General features: G+C 73.6%; 10 protein-coding genes. 4 read left to right on the top strand and 6 right to left on the bottom strand.

What is annotated here, in order from left to right; genetic code table 11:
* Positions 1–96: 96 nt before the first annotated feature.
* From WMF28_RS42530 to WMF28_RS42520, 3 genes are all read right to left on the bottom strand, one after another.
* Positions 97–2,223: a biotin carboxylase N-terminal domain-containing protein gene (locus WMF28_RS42530; protein ID WP_437599466.1), complete on the bottom strand. Its 2,127-nt coding sequence runs from the start codon at positions 2,221–2,223 to the stop codon at positions 97–99.
* 212 nt (positions 2,224–2,435) lie between these two features.
* Positions 2,436–3,740 (bottom strand): FecR domain-containing protein, encoded by a 1,305-nt coding sequence (locus WMF28_RS42525; RefSeq protein WP_437599465.1) that lies wholly within the window; start codon positions 3,738–3,740, stop codon positions 2,436–2,438.
* Positions 3,737–4,510 (bottom strand): RNA polymerase sigma factor, encoded by a 774-nt coding sequence (locus tag WMF28_RS42520; RefSeq protein WP_437599464.1) that lies wholly within the window; start codon positions 4,508–4,510, stop codon positions 3,737–3,739. Before WMF28_RS42520 ends, WMF28_RS42525 begins: the two co-directional genes overlap by 4 nt.
* A 304-nt stretch (positions 4,511–4,814) precedes the next feature.
* On the opposite strand from WMF28_RS42520, the gene WMF28_RS42515 reads away from it, so the two are divergent.
* Complete coding sequence (locus WMF28_RS42515; protein WP_437599463.1) at positions 4,815–5,033, top strand: hypothetical protein; 219 nt, start codon at positions 4,815–4,817, stop codon at positions 5,031–5,033.
* 333 nt (positions 5,034–5,366) lie between these two features.
* Complete coding sequence (locus tag WMF28_RS42510) at positions 5,367–6,446, top strand: hypothetical protein (RefSeq protein ID WP_437599462.1); 1,080 nt, start codon at positions 5,367–5,369, stop codon at positions 6,444–6,446.
* A gap of 69 nt (positions 6,447–6,515) precedes the next feature.
* On the opposite strand, the gene WMF28_RS42505 is transcribed toward WMF28_RS42510, so the two are convergent.
* Complete coding sequence (locus tag WMF28_RS42505) at positions 6,516–7,451, bottom strand: ferritin-like domain-containing protein (RefSeq protein WP_437599461.1); 936 nt, start codon at positions 7,449–7,451, stop codon at positions 6,516–6,518.
* A 456-nt stretch (positions 7,452–7,907) separates the two neighbouring features.
* A complete protein-coding gene (locus WMF28_RS42500; RefSeq protein WP_437599460.1) occupies positions 7,908–9,398 on the bottom strand; it encodes a serine/threonine-protein kinase in 1,491 nt (496 codons plus the stop codon).
* Positions 9,399–9,646: 248 nt separating this feature from the next.
* On the opposite strand from WMF28_RS42500, the gene WMF28_RS42495 reads away from it, so the two are divergent.
* Both WMF28_RS42495 and WMF28_RS42490 read left to right on the top strand, forming a co-directional pair.
* On the top strand, positions 9,647–10,408 hold the full coding sequence (locus WMF28_RS42495) for a hypothetical protein (protein ID WP_437599459.1): 762 nt from the start codon (positions 9,647–9,649) through the stop codon (positions 10,406–10,408).
* Between the two features lie 7 nt (positions 10,409–10,415).
* The gene (locus WMF28_RS42490) at positions 10,416–14,699 is read left to right on the top strand and encodes a serine/threonine-protein kinase (RefSeq protein ID WP_437599458.1); all 4,284 of its coding nucleotides are present in this window, start codon (positions 10,416–10,418) and stop codon (positions 14,697–14,699) included.
* Between the two features lie 76 nt (positions 14,700–14,775).
* Here the strand turns inward: WMF28_RS42490 and WMF28_RS42485 are convergent, their stop codons facing one another.
* Positions 14,776–18,717: a serine/threonine-protein kinase gene (locus WMF28_RS42485; protein ID WP_437599457.1), complete on the bottom strand. Its 3,942-nt coding sequence runs from the start codon at positions 18,715–18,717 to the stop codon at positions 14,776–14,778.
* Between the last annotated feature and the right edge of the window lie 3 nt (positions 18,718–18,720).

Here is an 18,720-nt window from a genome sequence, read left to right as displayed (position 1 = left end):
TCCCTCGTATCGAGAGCGACCGCGCGCACCCGTAATATTTCGCTGTCAGCGCTCTCCCCACGAGCGCCACGCGCCGAGCGCGGCGATCTCCCCCGGCTACGCCTCTTCGCGGAACGCGGCCACGACCCAGTTCACGTGACGGCCTCGACCATCGTTGTTCGAATGACGCTTGAACAGCGGCATCCTCAGGATGCGCACGTGATCCTGGAGGTTCGTCTTGAAGGGCGAGCCCGCGATCGGCGTCCCGTCGGGTCGCACCTGCCGCCCCTCGATCTTCATCTTCTTCAGCACCTCGAGGGACGCGAGCCGCAGCAGCTCATAGGCCCTGTCCGGGTCCTTGCTGCTCACGGAGACAATGAGCTTGCCGAACGTTGGGTCCTTGTTGACCAGGACGTCCCCCGCCTCGAAGCCGCAGTCGAAGCGGATCTTCAGGTCGGTGAGGCCCTTGTCCTCGAGCGCCTCGCGGATCGGGCCGGCGTCGGGGAGCGCGATGCGATCGAAGACGCCGGCGTTGGGCAGGAACAGCCCCTTGCCGCCGTCCCGGGAGTCCCTGAGATCCGGGTTCCAGCTCTCCGCGTTGATGCGGAACTCACGGCTGCAGTGCGTCTGCACCACGTGCTGCTGCTCGAAGTCGATGGCCTGCCCGTCGGCGATGCGGATCTGCCACGCGACGAGGTTCACCGGGACGCGGCTCCGCTTCCGCTTGATGGCGTAGCTCTCCTCGCTGACGGGGTGCTCCACCTGGATACGCGTGTTCATCTCCAGGAAGTAGAACTTCCCGTCCTTGAACATCAGCTCCACGGTGCCCGCGCCCACGTAGCCCACGCGCTCCGCGATCTGCACGGCGAGCCCGCAGATCCGGTCTTCCAGGCCGGGATACCGCCGGAGCAGGGCCGGCGGCGCCTCTTCCTGGATCTTCTGGCTCGCGCGCTGCTCGCTGCAGTCGCGCATGCCGAAGTGCCGCGTGTTGCCGTAGCGATCCCGCAGCACCTGCACTTCCAGGTGGATCGTCTCCGGGATGTTCTGCTCGAACATCACGCCCGGCTGCCAGTTGTACGCCTTGATCTCGCCGAGGACCTTCTGGATGGCCTGGGGCACCTGCTCCGCGGTCGGGATGACCGCCTGCCCGCGCCCGCCGCCGCCGTTGGCGGCCTTCAGCCGCCCCGGGAAGGTGAAGCGCCCGGCTTCGTGCGTCTCCAGGATGATCCGCTGGATCTCGTCGGGGTCATCGCTGTCGATGACGAGCCCGGGCGTCACCGCCGTCGCGTCGAACTCCTGGGCCATCAGGCGGAATTTGCGCTTGTCGCCGGCGTTCTCCACGACGTCCTGCATCGGACCGATGAAGACGATGTTCTTCTGCCGGAAGTGCCGGATCGCCGCGGCGTTCTCCGCGAGCGGGCCATATCCCGGGTAGAGGCCCGCGCGCGACAGCTCTTCCTGCCACCCGTCCTCGAAGCGCCGCTCGAACTCGGCCCTCACCTTGTCCGCGATCTGGGTGGTGTTCGCGTAGCTCTCGCGGAAGCTCCCCTCGAGGCCCACCGCGAACCCGCCGCCCTCCAGCGCGATCCGCACCTGCAGCGCGTTGTCGTCGTCCTTCAGGCTGTAGAGGACCACGGGGATCTTGCCGAGGGCGATCGCCTCGCGCGTGGCCCGCACGCCCATCTCCCCCTTGTCCGCCACGAGGACGTACTTGAGCTGGCCCGCGCTCACCGTCGTGGCGGGATAGCTGTCCAGCCGGTGCACCGCGGCGTAGAGGAGATCCAGCACCTGCGCGTCGTCCCGCAGGAGCTCGCCCGCCCGGGAGCGCAGGAGCTCCGCCGCCTGGTCGCGGAGCGCGGGCACGTCCTGCTCCAGGATCAGGAACTTGAGGAAGCGCTCCTCCTCGAAATCACGGCGCTTCAGCGCCCGGAGCAGCCCGCCCTCCAGGTACCGAGCGAACCCGTCCCGGTCCGCGGGCGTGATCGACGCGCGCGCCTCCCGGAGCCGCGACAGGAGGCCCTCCGCCGCCGACAGGAGCTCCTGCACCCGCTCCTCGCCGAGCAGCTCCCTGCGCAGCGCCGCCTCCAGCGCGCGCTGCCAGCCGAAGTGCGCCCTCCACACCTCGCCGTTGGCGATCAGATACCGCAGCCCGAGGAGGCGGTGCGCGTCCTGGCCGCCGGCCAGCGTGCCCAGGTCGAGCAGCACGAACCCCGGGACGCCCATGGCCGTGGTGAGCGCCTCCATCGAGGAGACATAGCCGCCTCTCGGCAACACAAGCTTCCACGGCGGGAGGGCCTGAGCGTCGTTGCGAGCGGGTAGGGAGCTGGTGCGGACGGCGGTGGTCATCCTCAGCGGTTCTCCGGCTCGGCAAGCAAGCACAGAACCGCTGCGGGATGTCAAGGCTGTCGGCCGAGCTCAGCAGGACGCGAATCGCGACGAGGCGGGGCGCGGGCAGATCACGGCGCGGGGGCCGCGTCGGGGGCCGGCTGCGGCTGGGGCGGCGCGGCCTCCTCCTCCCCATCCTCGGCCTCCACCTCGCCCGAGACGATCCGCTGGACGTCCTCGCACCGGCCGTCCGGGTACGTGGCCACGTACTCCTTGGCCATCTGCGAGGCCTCTTCCTTGTGCCCGGCGGCGACCTCGGTGCGGATGCGCTTGCAGAACGAGTCCTCCGCGAGGTTGCCCTCGGGGGCCAGCGAGCGCGCCTGCCCGAAATACTTCGCCGCCTGCGCCTGCTCGCCCATGCTGGCGTAGATATCGCCGAGCTTGTAGGCCGCGATCGGCGCGTAGGCGTCGGCCGGGAACCCCTCGACGACGCGCGCGAAGGCGCGCATCGCGGCGGCGCGGTCGCCGCCCTTCGCGCGCAAGAGATCGCTGAGGTCCATCAGCTCCCTCGCCGTCTTCGCGGAGGCGATGGCGCCGTCGACGCCGCCGCTCTGCTGCTTCAGGCTCTGCAGCGCCTCGGCGACGTTGCCCGCGTTGTACCGCGCGCGCCAGTCCGGCGCCGCGACCGGCGCGGCGGCCGGCGCGTCGACCGGCGGGGCGATGGGCGCCACCTCCGCGCTCGAGCGCGGCAGCGACGCGACGCGGGCTCGCCGGGGCTCCGGCGGCGCCACGACCGCCGTGGGCTGCCGGATCGGCACGCCCTCCTCGGCGTCGCCGCGCCCGAGCTCCCGCGAGCCGGCCGGCGACGTGAGCTTGACCGACCCGTCCGCGACGTTGATGTCGATGTCGTCGACGTTGTGCCTCACGCGCAGCACGCTGCCCGCCGCCGCGGCGAGCCGGGCCTCGCCGGCGACGATCGAGAGCGCCGCCGAGCGCGTCCCGCTCACGGTGTCGAGCCACGCCTCGCCCTGCACGAGCCGCAGCGTCAGCGCGCCGCCGTCCGCCTGCACGACCTCGACGGTGGTGCCCGCCGTGAGCGAGATCGTGCCGCCGCCCGGCAGCTGGAAGGTGCGCCCCCGCGAGCCCGCGGCGAACACGTCGACGAGCGACGGCGCGTCGTCGGCCGGCGCCACGGCGGTGGGCGCCGACGCCGCCGGCCCGTCGCTCCAGATCGCCTTGCCCAGCCACAGGCCGCCGGCGAACGCCGAGAACGTCGCCGCCGCGAGCAGCGCGGCCACGCCCGCGCGGCGGGGCGACGACGGCTCGCGCGCCGCCAGGTCGTGCTCGATGCGGCCCCAGACGCGCGCGATCCGCTCTTCGGTCGCGTGGTCGCGCAGATCTGCGGGGGCAATCCGGGGTAGCGCTCGCCGGCTCATGATGACGCCTCGCTGTTGGTTGGATCCACAAAGTGACCGTCGAGGAAGTGTTGCGCCCGAGAAATCCGCCGCTTGACGGTGGCCAGCGAGCAGTCGGTCATCTGCGCGACCGTCTCGAGATCGTGCCCCTCCACCGAGCGGAGGATCCACGCGATCCGGTCGTCGGCCGGCAGCGTCTGGAGCAGGGCGTAGATCTGCGCGATCTGCGCGCGCGCGTGGGGAGAGGCGGCCGGGCTCGCGAGCGCGTCGAGATCGACCGGCTCGCTCGACTTGCCCATCCCGAGCACGCCGAGCAGCCGCGCGCGCCGCATCCGCGAGCGGACCTTGTGGACGACGATCGAGCCGAGCCAGGCGCGGAAGGCGGCGGGATCCACGAGGTCGCCCAGGCGCTCGAAGGCGCGGAGGAACGCGTCGTGCACGATGTCCTCCACGTCGCGCGCCGAGCCCTCGATGCGCGCCGCGAGGTGGATGGCGAAGGCCGCGTGCCGCCGGTAGAGCTGCTCGAGCGCGTTCACGTCCCCCCGCGCGCCGAGCACCACGAGCTGCGCGTCCGGCAGCTCCGTAAGGCCTCCCCCTCGCTCCGCCGGCCCGCCCGCGACGGCGCTCCGCCTGTCCCCGGCGTTCCCTCCGCGCGCGCTTCCGGGCTGGAGCTCGCTCCGGCCGCGCTCCTCCGGGGCGAACCCTGCCTCACCCAGCTCCGCCTGAGCCTCCGCCACCGGGGCGGCCGGGTCGACAAGGCGCAGGCGCCCTCGCTGAGGTCTCACAGCCATGGGTTCGTGTACCTGAAAAGGAGCAGCTGGGGTGTGATCGAGACGCCGCCGCGGGAAGCGGGCCGCTCGGCCAGAGCGGAGCCTCGCGTCCCGGGCGGCTCCTGTCCGGAGCAGAGCCGGGTGCGCACCGGGCTTCCCACGGCTTTCTAGACGCCTGGTGGGGCCCGGGCGGCTCATCGAAAAAACTGTGAGCCGTTCTGTCGACCTGCGGCGTCTGGGTGGGTGGCCGCCGGATTTTCGACGTGCGGCTCATACGTCTGCTGTTTGGGGGCGGCCTCGCCGCCCTCTATTTCGGAGGATTCCCATGAACAAGCTCGTTCTTGCGCTCGTCGCCGTCTCGGTCTCGTCTCTCGCCGTCGCCTGCGGCGGCAGCCCTGCGGCGCCGACCGACCCGTCGGCGGCGCCGACCGACCCGGCGGCGGCCCCCGCGGCCGACCCGGCGGCCCCCGCGGCCGACCCGGCGGCCCCCGCGGCCGACCCGGCGGCCCCCGCGGCCGACCCGGCGGCGGCTCCGGCGCAGTGAGCCTCCTGCGCGGCGCGCCGCTTCCTGGGTGAAGCGCGCACCGCGGAGTGCTTTGGGCGGCGCCTCTCCGGAGGCGTCGCCCTCTTTCATTTTGTGCCTGCGGCTCCGTCCCGCCTCTCCGGCCGGACGCCGAGCCCGGTAGCCCGCCGCCCACCCCCGTCACCCCGGCCGCACGGCGAGGGCGGCGCGCCTGTGCTTTGACGCCTTCAGCCGACGCTCTCCATGTATGTTCCGTCCGCACGTCGTTTGTGGACGGCGCGGCGCAGCCGCGACCCGCGAGCCGCTTCCGCTCCTCCTTACAACCCGATCTCTCATGCCCCGGGGGCCGATCGTATGGGTACCACTAGCCGACTGAGCTTCCTGCTGCGGTCCGGGCGGCATCGCCCTGGCTTCTTCTCCGCGCGCGCCCTCGCCTGGTCCGCGCTCGTTGCCGCTGCGGTCGCCGGGCTCGGCGCGGGCTGCGGCCGCACCGAGACATGGGAAGATTTCGGCTCGTCCGGCGCCGATCCCTGGGCGTGCGGCAACGGCGTCTGCGACGGCGCGGAGGACTGCTCCTCGTGCGCCCCCGACTGCGGCAGCTGCCAGGGGTGCGGGGACGGCGCCTGCAACGGCGCCGAGACCTGCTCGAGCTGCCCGAGCGACTGCGGCGTCTGCGGGGCGTGCGGCGACGGCGCCTGCGCGGGCCCCGAGAACTGCGGCAACTGCGCCTCGGACTGCGGCCTCTGTCCGAGCTGCGGCGACGGCGCCTGCGACCTGGGGCCCGAGTCGTGCTCGAGCTGTCCGATCGACTGCGGCCTCTGTCCGAGCTGCGGCGACGGCGCGTGCAGCGGCGCCGACACGTGCCTGACCTGCCCGGCCGACTGCGGCGTGTGCGCGGGCTGCGGCGACGGCTTCTGCGCGGCGTCGGAGGACTGCTCCTCGTGCGCCCCCGACTGCGGCGCCTGCGCCCCCTGCGGCAACGGGGTGTGCAACGCCGGGATCGAGAGCTGCTTCTCGTGCCCGGCGGACTGCGGCGCCTGCGCCTCCTGCGGCGACGGCGCCTGCTCGGGGACGGAGACGTGCGCGTCGTGCCAGCGCGACTGCGGCGTGTGCTCGGTGTGCCCGAACGGCGTCTGCGAGAGCTTCGAGACGTGCGCCGTCTGTCCGGCGGACTGCGGCGCGTGCGAGGTCGCCGACTGCCAGGAGGTCATCGCCTGCGCCTCCCGGTGCATCGACACCGAGCAGTCGCCGCCGGCCTTCAGCCTGGCGTGCGTCTCGAACTGCGTGTCGCGGGGCTGCGCCGACGTCCAGTTCTTCGTCGATCAGTTCATGACGTGCGCCCTCCCGTTGCTCCCCGTCTGCAACGGCGACTTCAGCTGCATCCAGAAGCAGTGCGCCGTCGAGGTCGCGGCCTGCCTCGGCGCCACCTGCTGATCGCGCCCCGGAGGACGGCGCGGGCGTCCGCCCTGCGCGCGCCGCCCCCGGGCCTCGCCCGCCCCGGTCTCACGCGTCGTCGAGCAGCTCCTTGGCCGTCAGCTCGCTGGCCGACCGCCCGTGCTCGTACTCGAGCAGCCCGATCGAGGCGTAGCGCGGCCGGATCCGCCCGGAGAGCAGGCCGATCCGCTTCAGGTTCGGGACGATCCGCTTGAACATCGTCCGGCGGAAGAACCCCATCAGGTCGCTGTCGAGCATGAGCTTATCCCACGCGCAGCGCGTCATGCGATGTGCGTAGAACTCGTCATAGAACTCGTGCGCCAGGAACCGGTTGCGGAGCAAGAGCGACAGCTCGAACGCCCAGTCCTCCCGCTCCCTCCGCGCCCGCTCGCCTATGCCCTCGCGGTAGAACCTGCTCAGCGCGAGGACTCCATAATGCACGTGACGCGCCTCGTCGGTGATCACCGACCGCAGGACGTCCTTGAGGAGCGGCTCGCTCGTCACCTGGCGAATCGAGCCGAACGCGCCGAGCGCGAGGCCCTCGATCATGATCTGCATCCCCAGGAACTTCATGTCCCACCGCCCGTCGCTCATGATCGCGTCGATGACGACATACAGGTTGTCGTTGATCTCGTAGAGCTTCTCCAGCTTCTGCGTGAGGTAGGCGTGGAACACCTCGACGTGGCGCCCCTCGTCGGCGACCTGCGTGCTCCCATAGAGCTTGGCGTCGAGCGAGGGCACGCACTCGGTGACCTGCGACGCCGCGAACAGGGCGCCCTGCTCGCCGTGCAGGAACTGGCTCAGCATCCAGGAGAGGAGGCCGTGGCGCTGCGTCGCCCGCTCCCGCGCGGAGAGCCTGCCCCAGCTCGGCAGCTTGGACGGCGGCATCCAGCTGTCGGGCAAGAGCGGCATTGCCGGATCCAACCAGTCGACGTCCCGAGACCAGTCGAGGTCGGTCGTCGCGTTCCACTGGGACGTCTTGGCCAGGTGGTAGAGCCTCGCCATGTCGGGGTCGTCCCGCCCGTAACTCCAGTTAAAGCTGGCCTCGTATCCAACCGAGATATCGGTCGAGCCCACGCCCTTGCCGCGGCGCTGGACGAAGCCGCGAAAGGCTGGCCCGAGGAGCGACGCGAGCACCCGGACGTTGCCGCTGCTCGATGCATCGCGGAGGAGAGGGGCGGAATCAAGGAGGGTCTGGATAGCTTGCTGGAGGCGCATGGACATGAAAGCTTTCCGGAACGGCGAGGCGCGGACCGGCGCCCACGGGCGGCCCTTATAATGGCATCTATCGTCCAGCGGCAATCGCCTCACGATCGTTTTTGCGTCGTCATATCGACTCCGGGAGCTCCCGAGTCCGCCAGGGGGTCCACGCCGGGCGCGCGCCCGTCGCTTCCCTGACACCGCACGTCGCGGAACGCCGAGCGGCGCGCGGCGCGCGGCGAGGACCACGCGCCCGCCGCCTCAGACCGCGCGGCTCCGCAGCGTCGGCGCCGGCGACGAGCCCTGCGCCGAGAGCTCGCCGATGCGCGCGAGGCCACCCGGCCCCGGAGAGAGATCGAGCCCGTCGACCCCGCGGACCGCCTCCTCCGTCGCGCAGAGCCCGTGCACCGGCTCGACCGGCGCCCACGCGCCGACCCGGGCCAGATCACCGCCGAGGATCTCCGGGTGGATCATCGAGCGCACCACGACCCGCCCGGCGTGCAGGCACAGATTCGGGTGCACGAGCGTGTCCGGGCGGCTCCTCAGCCCGATCTCCTCGTGGAGCGCGGCGGCGATCTCGATCACCGCCGCGCGCTCCCGCAGCGCCACCCCGGGTTCGCCGGAGAGCAGCCGCACGCCGAGGATCTCGCTGCCGGTCACGGACACCAGCGTGAGCCCGGCGTCGCGGAGGCGCTCCTCCGCGATGTCGAGCACGAGGCCGAGCTCCTCGGCGAGCGTATCGTCGATGTCGTCGGCGTCGGTGCGCAGCCGGAGGTCGAGGTAGACCGCGATCGCGTCGGCCTCGATCTCCGGCATGCTGCTCCGCCCCGACGTCGGCTCGCCCACGGCCTCGCGGAGCGTGCAGAGGAAGCTCTTCACCGACGGGTAGCGGTGCTCCGGCTGCTTCTCCAGGCAGCGCAGCACGACCGCGTCGAGCGCGGGCGGCAACGGGGTCCGCCGGCTCGGGCGCGGCGCGGGCTCCTCCAGGTGCTGCCGGAGCAGCTCGGCCGCGTCCGGCGAGTAGAACGGGAGCTTGCCCGTGAGGAGCCGGTGGAGCAGGACGCCGAGCGCATACACGTCGACGCGGGCGTCGAGGGGGCCGCCGAGGATCTGCTCGGGCGCCATGATCGTGAGCGTGCCGGGCGCCCTCCCCGCCGTGGTGAAGCCGCTGAGCCCCTCGTCGGGCTCCATCAGCTTGGCGATCCCGAAATCGAGCAGCTTGACCGCCCGCGGCGCGCCCCGCGAGACGAAGATGTTGCTGCCCTTCACGTCGCGATGAATGATGCCGGCGGCGTGCGCCGCGTCGAGCGCCGAGCAGACCGGCTCGAGCAGGTCGAGCGCCTGCTCCGGCGAGAGCCTCCCCTCCTGCCGGAGGAGCACGTCGAGCGTCACCCCGTCGAGGTGCTCCATCACGTAGAACGGCCGGCCGTCCAGGAGCTCGCCGGCGTCATGAATCTCGACGATCCCAGGGTGGTTGAGCAGCCGCACCACCTCGATCTCGCGCAGGAAGCGCTTCACCATCTTCGGCGAGGCGGCGAGCGTCCCGTGCAGCACCTTCATCGCCACACGCGCGCCCGTCTGGACATGTCTCGCCTCGTACACAGCTCCACATCCGCCCCGGGCGATGGGCGCTCCAACGCTGTAATTGCCCGCGCGCGCGCCGCACGGCAGCTCGCCTCGGGAGAACGACCTCTCCTCCAGGGAGAATGCCCGCGTCTCGTTATCACGCGTTGCTATCGCATCCAGTGTCATAACCCCCCCGATACGACTAAGGGCTCACCCGAGCGACGTTTTTACCAGCACGGGACGATCGTGTTGGCGCTACACGTCGCTTCACCTGGTGGTACAGTAAATCCATCGTTATCCCGACGGTAGCCTATTCCATCTGCTAGCAGAATGGGGGGGAACAGATGAAGAGGCGAATTCACGCGCGGCACCTGCGCATGTTTCTGTTGGTCTCATTGCCGTGCTGCGGTGGCAGCGACGGATTTCCTGCGGAGTTGGGGTCGGTCGAAGAAGTCTCAAGTGCGCTCCGGAATTACAACGCGCTCAACCCGAACGCGCTCAACCCGAACGCGCTCAACCCGAGCGCGCTCAACCCGAGCGCGCTCGCCCCGAACAGACTCGAGGGGAGCAGCCTCGCGGAGACCGCCATCACCGCCATCACCGACCCAGGCGAGCTCGGCGCGATGTCCAGGCAGCTCCTTCAATACATTGTCAGCTGCGCGCTGAACCCATCGCAGTCGCTCAGATTCTCGTGGCACGACGAGCTCGGCGAGCTGCATGAGGAGGTCTACTCGGGGCACCTCGGGCTCGCCCCGGGCTGGCGCGACGAGCCGCTGAGCGCCTCCCGGAAGCCGTGGATCTCGGCCTGCGTGGCGTCCCGCGCAAACCGGGCTGGCATCTCGGTGATGATCTCGTCCCGCGGGCCACACGTGGCCCTCAGGTACCCCGACCGGAGCGAGGTCTCGTCGTATCCGAGGGAGGAGGGCGCGTTCTGGGGCAACCTGTTCACGAGATCCCCCCGCTTCTATGCCTGCTACAACGAGTCGAACGCGGAGAGCTCTCGCGCCCTCGGCAGGGACTGCGCCGCGGGGCTCCTCAGAGCCGACGGCAACGTCCGGGAATGCCCGAACATTCACATCGTGGGCTCATGCGATCTCGCGTGCGGCGGGCTCAGCGCCGCCGGCGGCTATCGCCCGAGCTGCACCAACCATGGTGGCGAGTCGTCGTCCGCGGTGATTACGACGTTCCTGCCCTGAGGCCCCCATGTTGCCCGATGCTCGTCGAGACGGACGCGTTGCCCGCGCCGGGGCGCTCGCCGCGCGGTGCAGGGACTGCGGCCGGCGGGTCGCGCACGTGGATCCCGGGTGTCCGCAGCACGGCCCGGTGGTGCGGCAGGCCGGCCCGGAGCCGGGCGCGCCGAGCGGCGCGGACGACTCCAGCGCCGGCTGGCTCTTCGAGGCGCCGCCGCCCAGCATCGCGGGCTACCGCGGCCTCCGGCTCGCCGGCGCGGGCGGGTTCGGGGCCGTGTTCGCGGCCGAGCCGGAGGACGGCGGTCCGACCGTGGCGATCAAGGTCGCGCGCGCCGACCGGCCCGACGCCGGCGTCCGCCTCGTCGAGGAGATGCGCGCCCTCCACGACATCGGCCCGCCCCACGTGCCCGTCGTCCATGCGTGCGGCCAGCTCCCCTCCGGGCTGCCGTACTTCGTCATGGAGTACCTCGACGGCCCGACGCTCGCCGACCGCATGGTCGCGTCCGGCGTCGCCGGCCAGATGCCGGCGCGCGCGGCGTGCTCCCTCGTCCGCGCCGCGCTCCAGGCCCTCGAGGCGGTCCACGCGCGCGGCTACGTGCACCGCGACATCAAGCCGGAGAACCTCTTCATCCTGTCCGGCGCGCCGTTCACCGCGGCCGCCCGGGACGGCGGGCACCGCGCCACCATCATCGATCTCGGCCTCGCGGCGGTGTCGGGCGCGTCGCTTTGCATCACCGCCGAGAGCGACGCGCCCGGCACCGCCGAGTACATGGCGCCCGAGCAGTGCGACGGCCGCGGCGACGTCGACGCGCGCGCGGACCTCTATGCCCTCGGCGTCGTGCTGTTCGAGCTGCTCACCGGCAAGCCGCCGTTCTGGGGCCCCCCAGCCCTGGTGCGGCAGGACCACCTGGGCCGCCGCCCGCCGCGCCCCTCCTCGCTCGCGCCGATCTCGCGCCCGCTCGAGGAGATCGTGCTCCAGTGCCTCGTCAAGGACAGGAGCCAGCGCTTCGAGAGCGCCGCGGCGCTCGGCGCCGCCCTGGAGAGCTTCGAGCGCGATCAGGAGCGCCGCCCCTCGCGCCTCCGGCGCCCCAACACGGAGCCGCCGCCGCCGAGCGCCCGCCGCGTCGAGCGGCGCGCCGTCGCGCTCCTCTTCTTCGAGGCCGAGCTCGACGTCGTGGCCCTCCAGCGGCGGCTCAGCGCGCTCGGCGGCGAGCTCGCGCACGCCGCGGGCAGCCGCTTCGTCGCCGTCTTCGACCACGCGGACGGCGCGAGCCCGCTGCGCCGCGCGATGCACGCCGGCCGCGAGCTCGAGCAGCAGCGCGTCCTCTCGCGCGGGCTGCTCGACGTCGCGTCCGTGTCCGTCCAGGCGCGGCCCGACGGCTCGCGGCGGTTCCTGAGCCCGCTCTTCCACCGTCACGATCGCTCCGCGCCGGGCGATCCCCCGGGGCTCGCCCTGTCGCCGGCCGCCGTGGCGGCGCTCGGCGACAGCGGCTCGCAGCCCCCGGGCGACTCCCTCCCCCCGCCCGGGCCGGCCTCCGTCCAGCCCGGGCCGGCCTCCGCCCGGCCCGACGCCGACACCGCGTTCGACACGAGCTCCCAGCCGCTCTTCGGGCGGAGCGAGGTCCTCGACGCGCTTGTCGCGGGCGCGCGCGACGCCGTGGAGAACGCGACGCCCACCATCGCCAGCGTCATCGGCGTGGCCGGCCACGGCAAGAGCCGCCTGGCCGGCGCCCTCGTGCAGCGGCTGCGCGAGCTCGACGTCCGCGCCGAGGTGATCGAGCTCCGGACCGGCGAGCCGGTCGCGGGCGGGGCGGACCGCGTCATCCGGGAGATCCTCCAGCAGGCGCTCTCGCTGCCGTCGTCCCCCCCGGCGGACGGCGGCCGCGAGCTCCTCCGGCGCCGCCTCGGCGCCGCGCAGCAGGCGCGGCTCGGGGCCGCCGTCGCGCTCGCGCTCGGCTGGATCAGCGACGCCGCGGTCGCCGAGGGGCGCTACCCGGAGCTCCGCGCGCTCTCCGCGGCCCCGGGCGCGCTCCGCGCCGCGCTCACCGTGGCGGCCGGCGAGGCCCTCCGCCGGCGGTCGCGCCGGACGCCGCTCTTCGTGGTGCTCGACGACGCGCACGCGGCGGACGACGCGGCGCTGGCCGCGCTCGAGTACGCGGCGCTCGCCGAGGCGCAGACGCGGCTGTTCATCTGCGCGTTCGGGCGGCCGACCTTCGAGAGCGCGCGCCCCGACTGGGGCGAGCGCGCCGCGCGCCGCGAGACCTACCGCCTCGAGGCGCTCGACCGCGACAGCGCGATCGCCCTCTGCCGGCGGCTGCTCCTGCCCGCGGAGGACGTGCCCGAGCCCGCGCTCGCGCACCTTGTCGAGCGGGCGCAGGGCGTCCCGCTCCTGCTCATCGAGCTCGTGCGCGGCCTCAAGCGCGAGGGCATCGTGCGCCGGCACCCGAGGGGCGACGCCTGGTACCTGGCCACCGACGAGCTCGATCGCCTCCCCGACATGCCGCTCCTCGACTGGCTCGCGCTCGGCGAGATCGACGCGCTCCCGCCCGCGCTCCAGGCGCACGCGCGCCTCATCGCGCTCCTCGGCCCCGACGTCGCCGTCGCCGAGGTGGCCGGCGTGCTCCAGCGGCTCGACGAGCACGGCGAGGCCGACGATCTCCCGCTCGACGCCGAGGTCGCCGTGAAGCGGCTGCTCACCGCGGGCCTGCTCGTCCAGGACCGGCGAGGCCGCATCGGCTTCCGCCACGCCTTGGTCCGCGAGGCGGTGTCCCGCGGCGCGCCCGAGCCGCTCCGCCGGCGCGTCCACCTCGCGGCCTTCAAGCTGCACCGCGACGCCTCCGGGGACGAGGTGGGCGAGCGCGACGCGCCGCACCTCAAGGACGCGCGCCTCATCCCGTTCGCGTACCACGCGGCCCAGGCGGGCCTCGGCGAGGTCGCCGAGGCCGCCTACCTCACCCTGGCCGAGCGCGCGCGCGCCCGGCACGCCTACCTCGACGCGGAGACGCTCTACAGTCGCGCGCTGGAGCAGCCGATCGAGCCGACCGCCCCGAGCGCGGGCGGGCGCGGGCCGGCGCGCCCCGCGCACGGCGGCGCGCCGGCCCGCGCGCGCCCCGACCGCGCGGCCGCGCACCGGGGCCGCGGCCTCATGCGCTACCGCCTGGGCCGCTACCACGACGCGCTCGCCGACTTCGCCAGCGCGCGGAGCATCGCGCGCGCGCGGGGCGACGTCCCGGCGCAGATCGACATCCTCCTCGACGAGGCCACGGCGCTCGACTGGATGGACGAGTTCAAGAGCTCCGAGGAGCGCGTCGAGGAGGCGGGCGCGCTCGCCGCCGGGATCGCGCTGTCGCCGGCGCTCGCCGCGCGCCTCGCGCTCGGCGTCGGGCGCTCGCTGCACCGCTTCAGCCGCGAGGAGGAGGCGGCCGCCGCGCTCGAGCGGGCGGCGGCCGCCTCCTCCTCGCTCGGCGACGACGGCTACGAGACGCGGGTCATCTCGCTGCTCATGCTCGGCTTCGTCTTCCAGGGGCTCGGCCGGCTCGACGAGGCCGAGGAGGCGCTCGGCCAGGCGATCGCGCTCTGCGAGGCGCACCACGACACGCTGCACCTCGGCTCGGTGACGAACAACCGCGCGCTCCTCTGGGCGTGCCGCGGCGACAAGACCCGGATGATCGCCGACCTCGAGCGGGTGCTGTCGCTCGCACGCGAGCTCGGCCAGAGCGGGCTGGAGCGGGTCGGCGAGTACAACCTCGGCGAGTACCTCTACCTCATGGACGACCTCGCGGCGGCGAAGCCGCACATCGAGCGCGCGCTCGAGATCGAGCAGCACCGGTTCTGCGGGACGTGCCGGCCGGTCGCCCTGCTCCTCGAGGCCCGCTTCCTCTTCTACTGCGGCGAGCAGGCCGAGGCCCGCGCGCTGTTCGAGCGGATGCGCGAGATGCAGGAGCAGGCGCGCGCGGAGGGCCGCGCCGACGCGCTGATGGGCCCCTCGGAGGAGGTGCTCTGCGCCATGATCGACCTGGCGACGCGGGGCGGGAGCGACGCCGCGTGGGACGCCCTCGTGGACCGCTCGGCGCAGAGCTCCGTCGGCCAGGAGCACATCGAGGTGCTCGAGATCCGCGCGGTCACCGCGCTGCGCTGCGGCCGGCTCGCCGCCGCGCGCAGCGCGCTGGCCGCCGCGCTCCTGGCCGCGGAGCGCATCCCGAACGTGATGGCCGACCGGCTGCGCCGCCACGCCGCCGCCATCGCCGAGCGCGAAGCGGCAGAGGCCGCCTCGGATCGACCGACGCTGCCCGCGTGAGCGCACCGGCTACCGCACGGGCCCTCCGGCGCGCCCGCCCGGCTCCACGCGGCCGGGGGCGAGGCCCCCTGAGGCGTCACCCGGCGAGCGCCAGGGTCCTCGCGTTGTCGGGCACGCACGTCAAGAAGCGCTCGCGGAAGCTCGGGTCGCTGATCTTCTCCGCGCGGCTGAGCAGGTGCTCGCGCGCGGCGGCGAGCGCCGCCGCCGCCTCGCGCTCGGCCCCCGCGGCGGCGAGCGCCTCGGCGTAGGCGAGCCGCACCAGCGACTCGCCCTCCTCGAGCGAGCCCGCCGCCTCGAGCTGCGCGAACGCCTCGCGCGCGGCCGGCAGCGCCTCCTCCCGGCGGCCCTGCGCGAGCAGCGCGCGCGAGAGCACCGCGACGGCGGCGGCGCGGAGCGGCGGCGCCACCGTCAGCGCCTCGACCGCGGCGCGCGCCTCGCGCTCGGCGGCCGCGGGATCGCCCGAGAGCAGCAGGATCTTCGCCAGGTACGTCAGCGTCACGCCCTCCATCCGCCGGTCGCCCTGCTGCTGGAACGCCGCGGCCGCGCGCAGCTCGAGGAGCTTCGCCTCCTCGAGCTGCCCGAGGTGGGCGATGACGTAGCCGAGGTTCTGGAGCGCGGCCGTCTCCAGATCGTCGAGGCCCATGCGCTGCGCGGCCGCGAGCGCCGTCCGGAGCGCCGACTCGGCCACCTCGAAATCGCCGAGCTCGCAGTACAGGAAGCCCAGGTTCTCGCGCACCGCGCAGGCGTTCCGGCGGTCGCCGGCCTGCTCGAACGCCGCGACCGCCGCCGTGAGCCCGCTCAGCGCCGCCCCGATGTCGCCCTTCGTCTGCGCCCGGATCGCGCGCGCCTGCTGGTAGAGCCCCGCCGCCTGCGGATCGAGCCCCGCGGGCTCGCTCGCGACAGCGTCGAGCATCTGGATCAGCTTGTCGGCCGCCGCGTAGCGGCCGCCGAAGATCAGGTACGTCGCGGCCTCGCACAGGCACATGATCCGGGCGCTCATCGCGCCCGTGGCCTCGGCCGCCCGCGCCACCCACGCCTCGACGCGATCGAAGTGGCCGAGCTTCCCCTCCGCCACGATCACCTGCCCGATGGCGCGGAACCACGCCGTGCTGCCGGTCCGGACGAGGCTCGCCGCCTCGGTGCCGCGCTGCGCGGCGAGCGCCGTCTCCTGCTGCCACAGGCTGATCTCGGCCTCCACCAGCCGCAGCCGCCCGAGCTCCTCGTCGGCCGCCCCGCACTTGATGCCCATCTCGGCGCGCGCGAGCGCGCTCGCCAGATCGTTCGCCTCCAGCGCCTGCTCCGCGGCCCGCCGGTACCACTTCACCGCGCGCTCCGGCTCGCCGCCGAGCCGGAAGTGCTCCGCCATCGCCATCGCGTCGGTGTGCCCGCTGCGCTCGAGCCACTCGCCGGCCAGCTTGTGCCCGAGGGCGCGGTCCGGCTCCGTCAGCATCGCGTACGCGGCCTCGCGCACGATCGCGTGCCGGAACACGTAGTCGGTCGGGATGAGCCACCCCGGCGTCGAGGCCGGCGCGATGAGCTCGCGCGCCGCCAGCGCGTCGAGCCACGTCTCGGTCTCCCTCACGCGCGTGGCGCCGCCGAGCAGCGCCGCCACCGCGAGCTTCGAGAAGCGATCGCCGAAGATGCTCGCCGCCCGCAGCACCCGCTTCGCCTCGTGCCCCTCGGCGTCGAGCCGCGCCTCGACCGTGCCCAGCACCGAGTCGGGCAGCACGTCCCCCTTGCCGTCCGCGACCGCGCGGATGAGCTCCTCCAGGTAGAACGGATTGCCGTCGGCCCGCTCCACGACCCGCGCCACGATCTCGGCGGACATGTCCTCGCCGAGCGCGCTCCGCACCATCCGCTCGCTCGCCTTGGCCGGCAGCGGCCCGAGCTTGATCGTCTGCACCTCGCGGTCGGTCCACAGGCCGGGGAACTGCTTGCTGACCTCGGGTCGGGCGAGCGCGAGCAGCATGAGCGGCAGGTCCCGGAGGTTCCGGAGCGTCTGGTCGATGAGGCGCACCGTCGCCGGATCGCCCCACTGCAGGTCCTCGAGCACGAGCAGCACCGGCTGCGCCGCGCACTCGGCGGCGAGCCAGTCCTCCCACGCCGCGCGCGTCGCGTCGGCCATCAGCATCGCGTTCTCGCGCGCCGCGCGCAGCCCGCTCGTCTCCCCGTCGGGGAACGGCGTCCGCGTGAGCTCGCCCAGGAAGGCCGCGACCCGGTTCAGCGCGTCGCCTCTCAGGTGGCGCCCCAGCCGGCGCTTCAGCTTGCGCCGCCGGGACTCCACCGGCTCGCCCTCGCGCATCCCCGCCGTCCGGCGGATCGCGTCCGCGATGAGGCCGAACGGCGACCCCGCGGCCACCGACTCGGCCCGGCCGGAGAGGATCTCCAGCCCCGCGAGCTGGCGCCGCACCCGGGTGAGGAACTCCAGGCGAAGCCGCGACTTGCCGGCCCCGGCCGCGCCGAGCACGAGCACCGCGCTCGCCAGCGACTCGCTCACGCACCCGGAGAACACGCCCTCCAGCATCGACAGCTCGCGGATGCGGCCGACCCACAGGCTCGGCTTGCCGAGGAGGACGGGGGTGCTCTCGTCGGCCGCCGTCTCGCTCGCGAGGAACGGCCCCTTCTCGTCCGAGTCCACCTTGAGCCGCCCGCCGACGACGCTGGCGGTCACGTCGTCGAGCCGGACGACCCCGCCCTGCGCCGCCCGCAGGGCGCGCACCCCCCGGTCGATCACGTCGCCCTCGATGAGCTTCGCCGACGACACCCCGCGCCCCGTCGCGACCGCGAGCGGGATGCCCGGGAACCGCGCGCGCAGGGCGAGCGCGCACCGCGCCGCCCGCTCGGCCCGATCCACGGCGCTCCCGGCGCCGGCGAGGATCGCGATGAGCGACCCGCGCGAGATCTCGGTGATGTGGGCGCCGTAGGGCTCCACCGCCGCCCGCACCTCCGAGCGCGGCACCGCGGAGCCCGGGCCCTCGTTCGAGAGCTCCTGCAGCACGCTCGAGACGTCCGATGCGCTCGGCACGCCGCCGGCCGCCGCCACGCTCATCTCGACGTCGTCCGGCTCGCCGGCGAGCACGAGGGACACGAGCCGCTGCTCGCTGCGCGTGAGGAAGCCCGGGGGCCGCGCCGAGCGCATGGTCGAGTCGCGCTGGGACGCCAGGGTGGCGGGCCGCGGCGTCGCCCAGGCGTCCAGCGCCTCCGCGATCTGCGCGAGCTGCACCCCGACGTCGCCGCAGTCGCGCGGCCGCTCCTCGGGGTTCTTCGCCATCATCCGGTCGACGAGGAGCTCCAGCGGCTCCGGCACGTCCGCGCGGACGTCGCGCAGCCGGGGCGTCTGCTGGAACAGGAGCTTGGCGAGCGCCGCCATGACGTGCGCCCCCTCGAAGGCCGGGCGGCCCGCGATGCACTCGTAGAACACGCACGCGAGCGAGAACACGTCCGCGCGCGCGTCGAGGGGGCTCCCGCTCTCGATCTGCTCGGGCGAGATGTACCCCGGCGTCCCGAGGATCCCGCCCGTGTAGGTGAGCCGCCGCGACTCCCCGTCGGGCCGCGCGATCCCGAAGTCGACGAGCTTGAGCTGGCCGACGTCGCCGGCGACGAGGAAGATGTTGCTCGGCTTGACGTCGCGGTGGATGATCCCGCGCGAGTGCGCGAAGGCGAGCGCGTCCGCCGTCCTGCGCAGCACCCCGAGGCTCTCGGCGAGCGAGAGCTTCCGGCGCGCGAGGCACGCCGCGAGGTCCTCGCCCTCCAGCCACTCCATGGCGAGGTAGTGGTCGCCGGCGCCCGTCCGGCCGTGGGTGACGTACCGCACGATCCCCGGGTGGCTCAGCTCGGCGAGGATCTGCGACTCGCGCTCGAAGCGCTCGACGTCGAAGGCCTCGCGGCTGTGCAGGAGCTTGAGGGCGACAGGGCGGCCGTCGAGGCGGTCGTGGGCGCGGTAGACCGTCCCCATCCCCCCGGCCGCAGCCTGCTGCTCGACGACGAAGCGGCTCGCGAGGACAGCGCCGGACTCCACGCT

This window comes from Sorangium sp. So ce590, from assembly GCF_051521365.1.
GTDB lineage: Bacteria > Myxococcota_A > Polyangia > Polyangiales > Polyangiaceae > Sorangium.
Note: the sequence above shows the minus strand (reverse complement) of the source record. Positions and strands in the feature narration are given on the sequence as shown.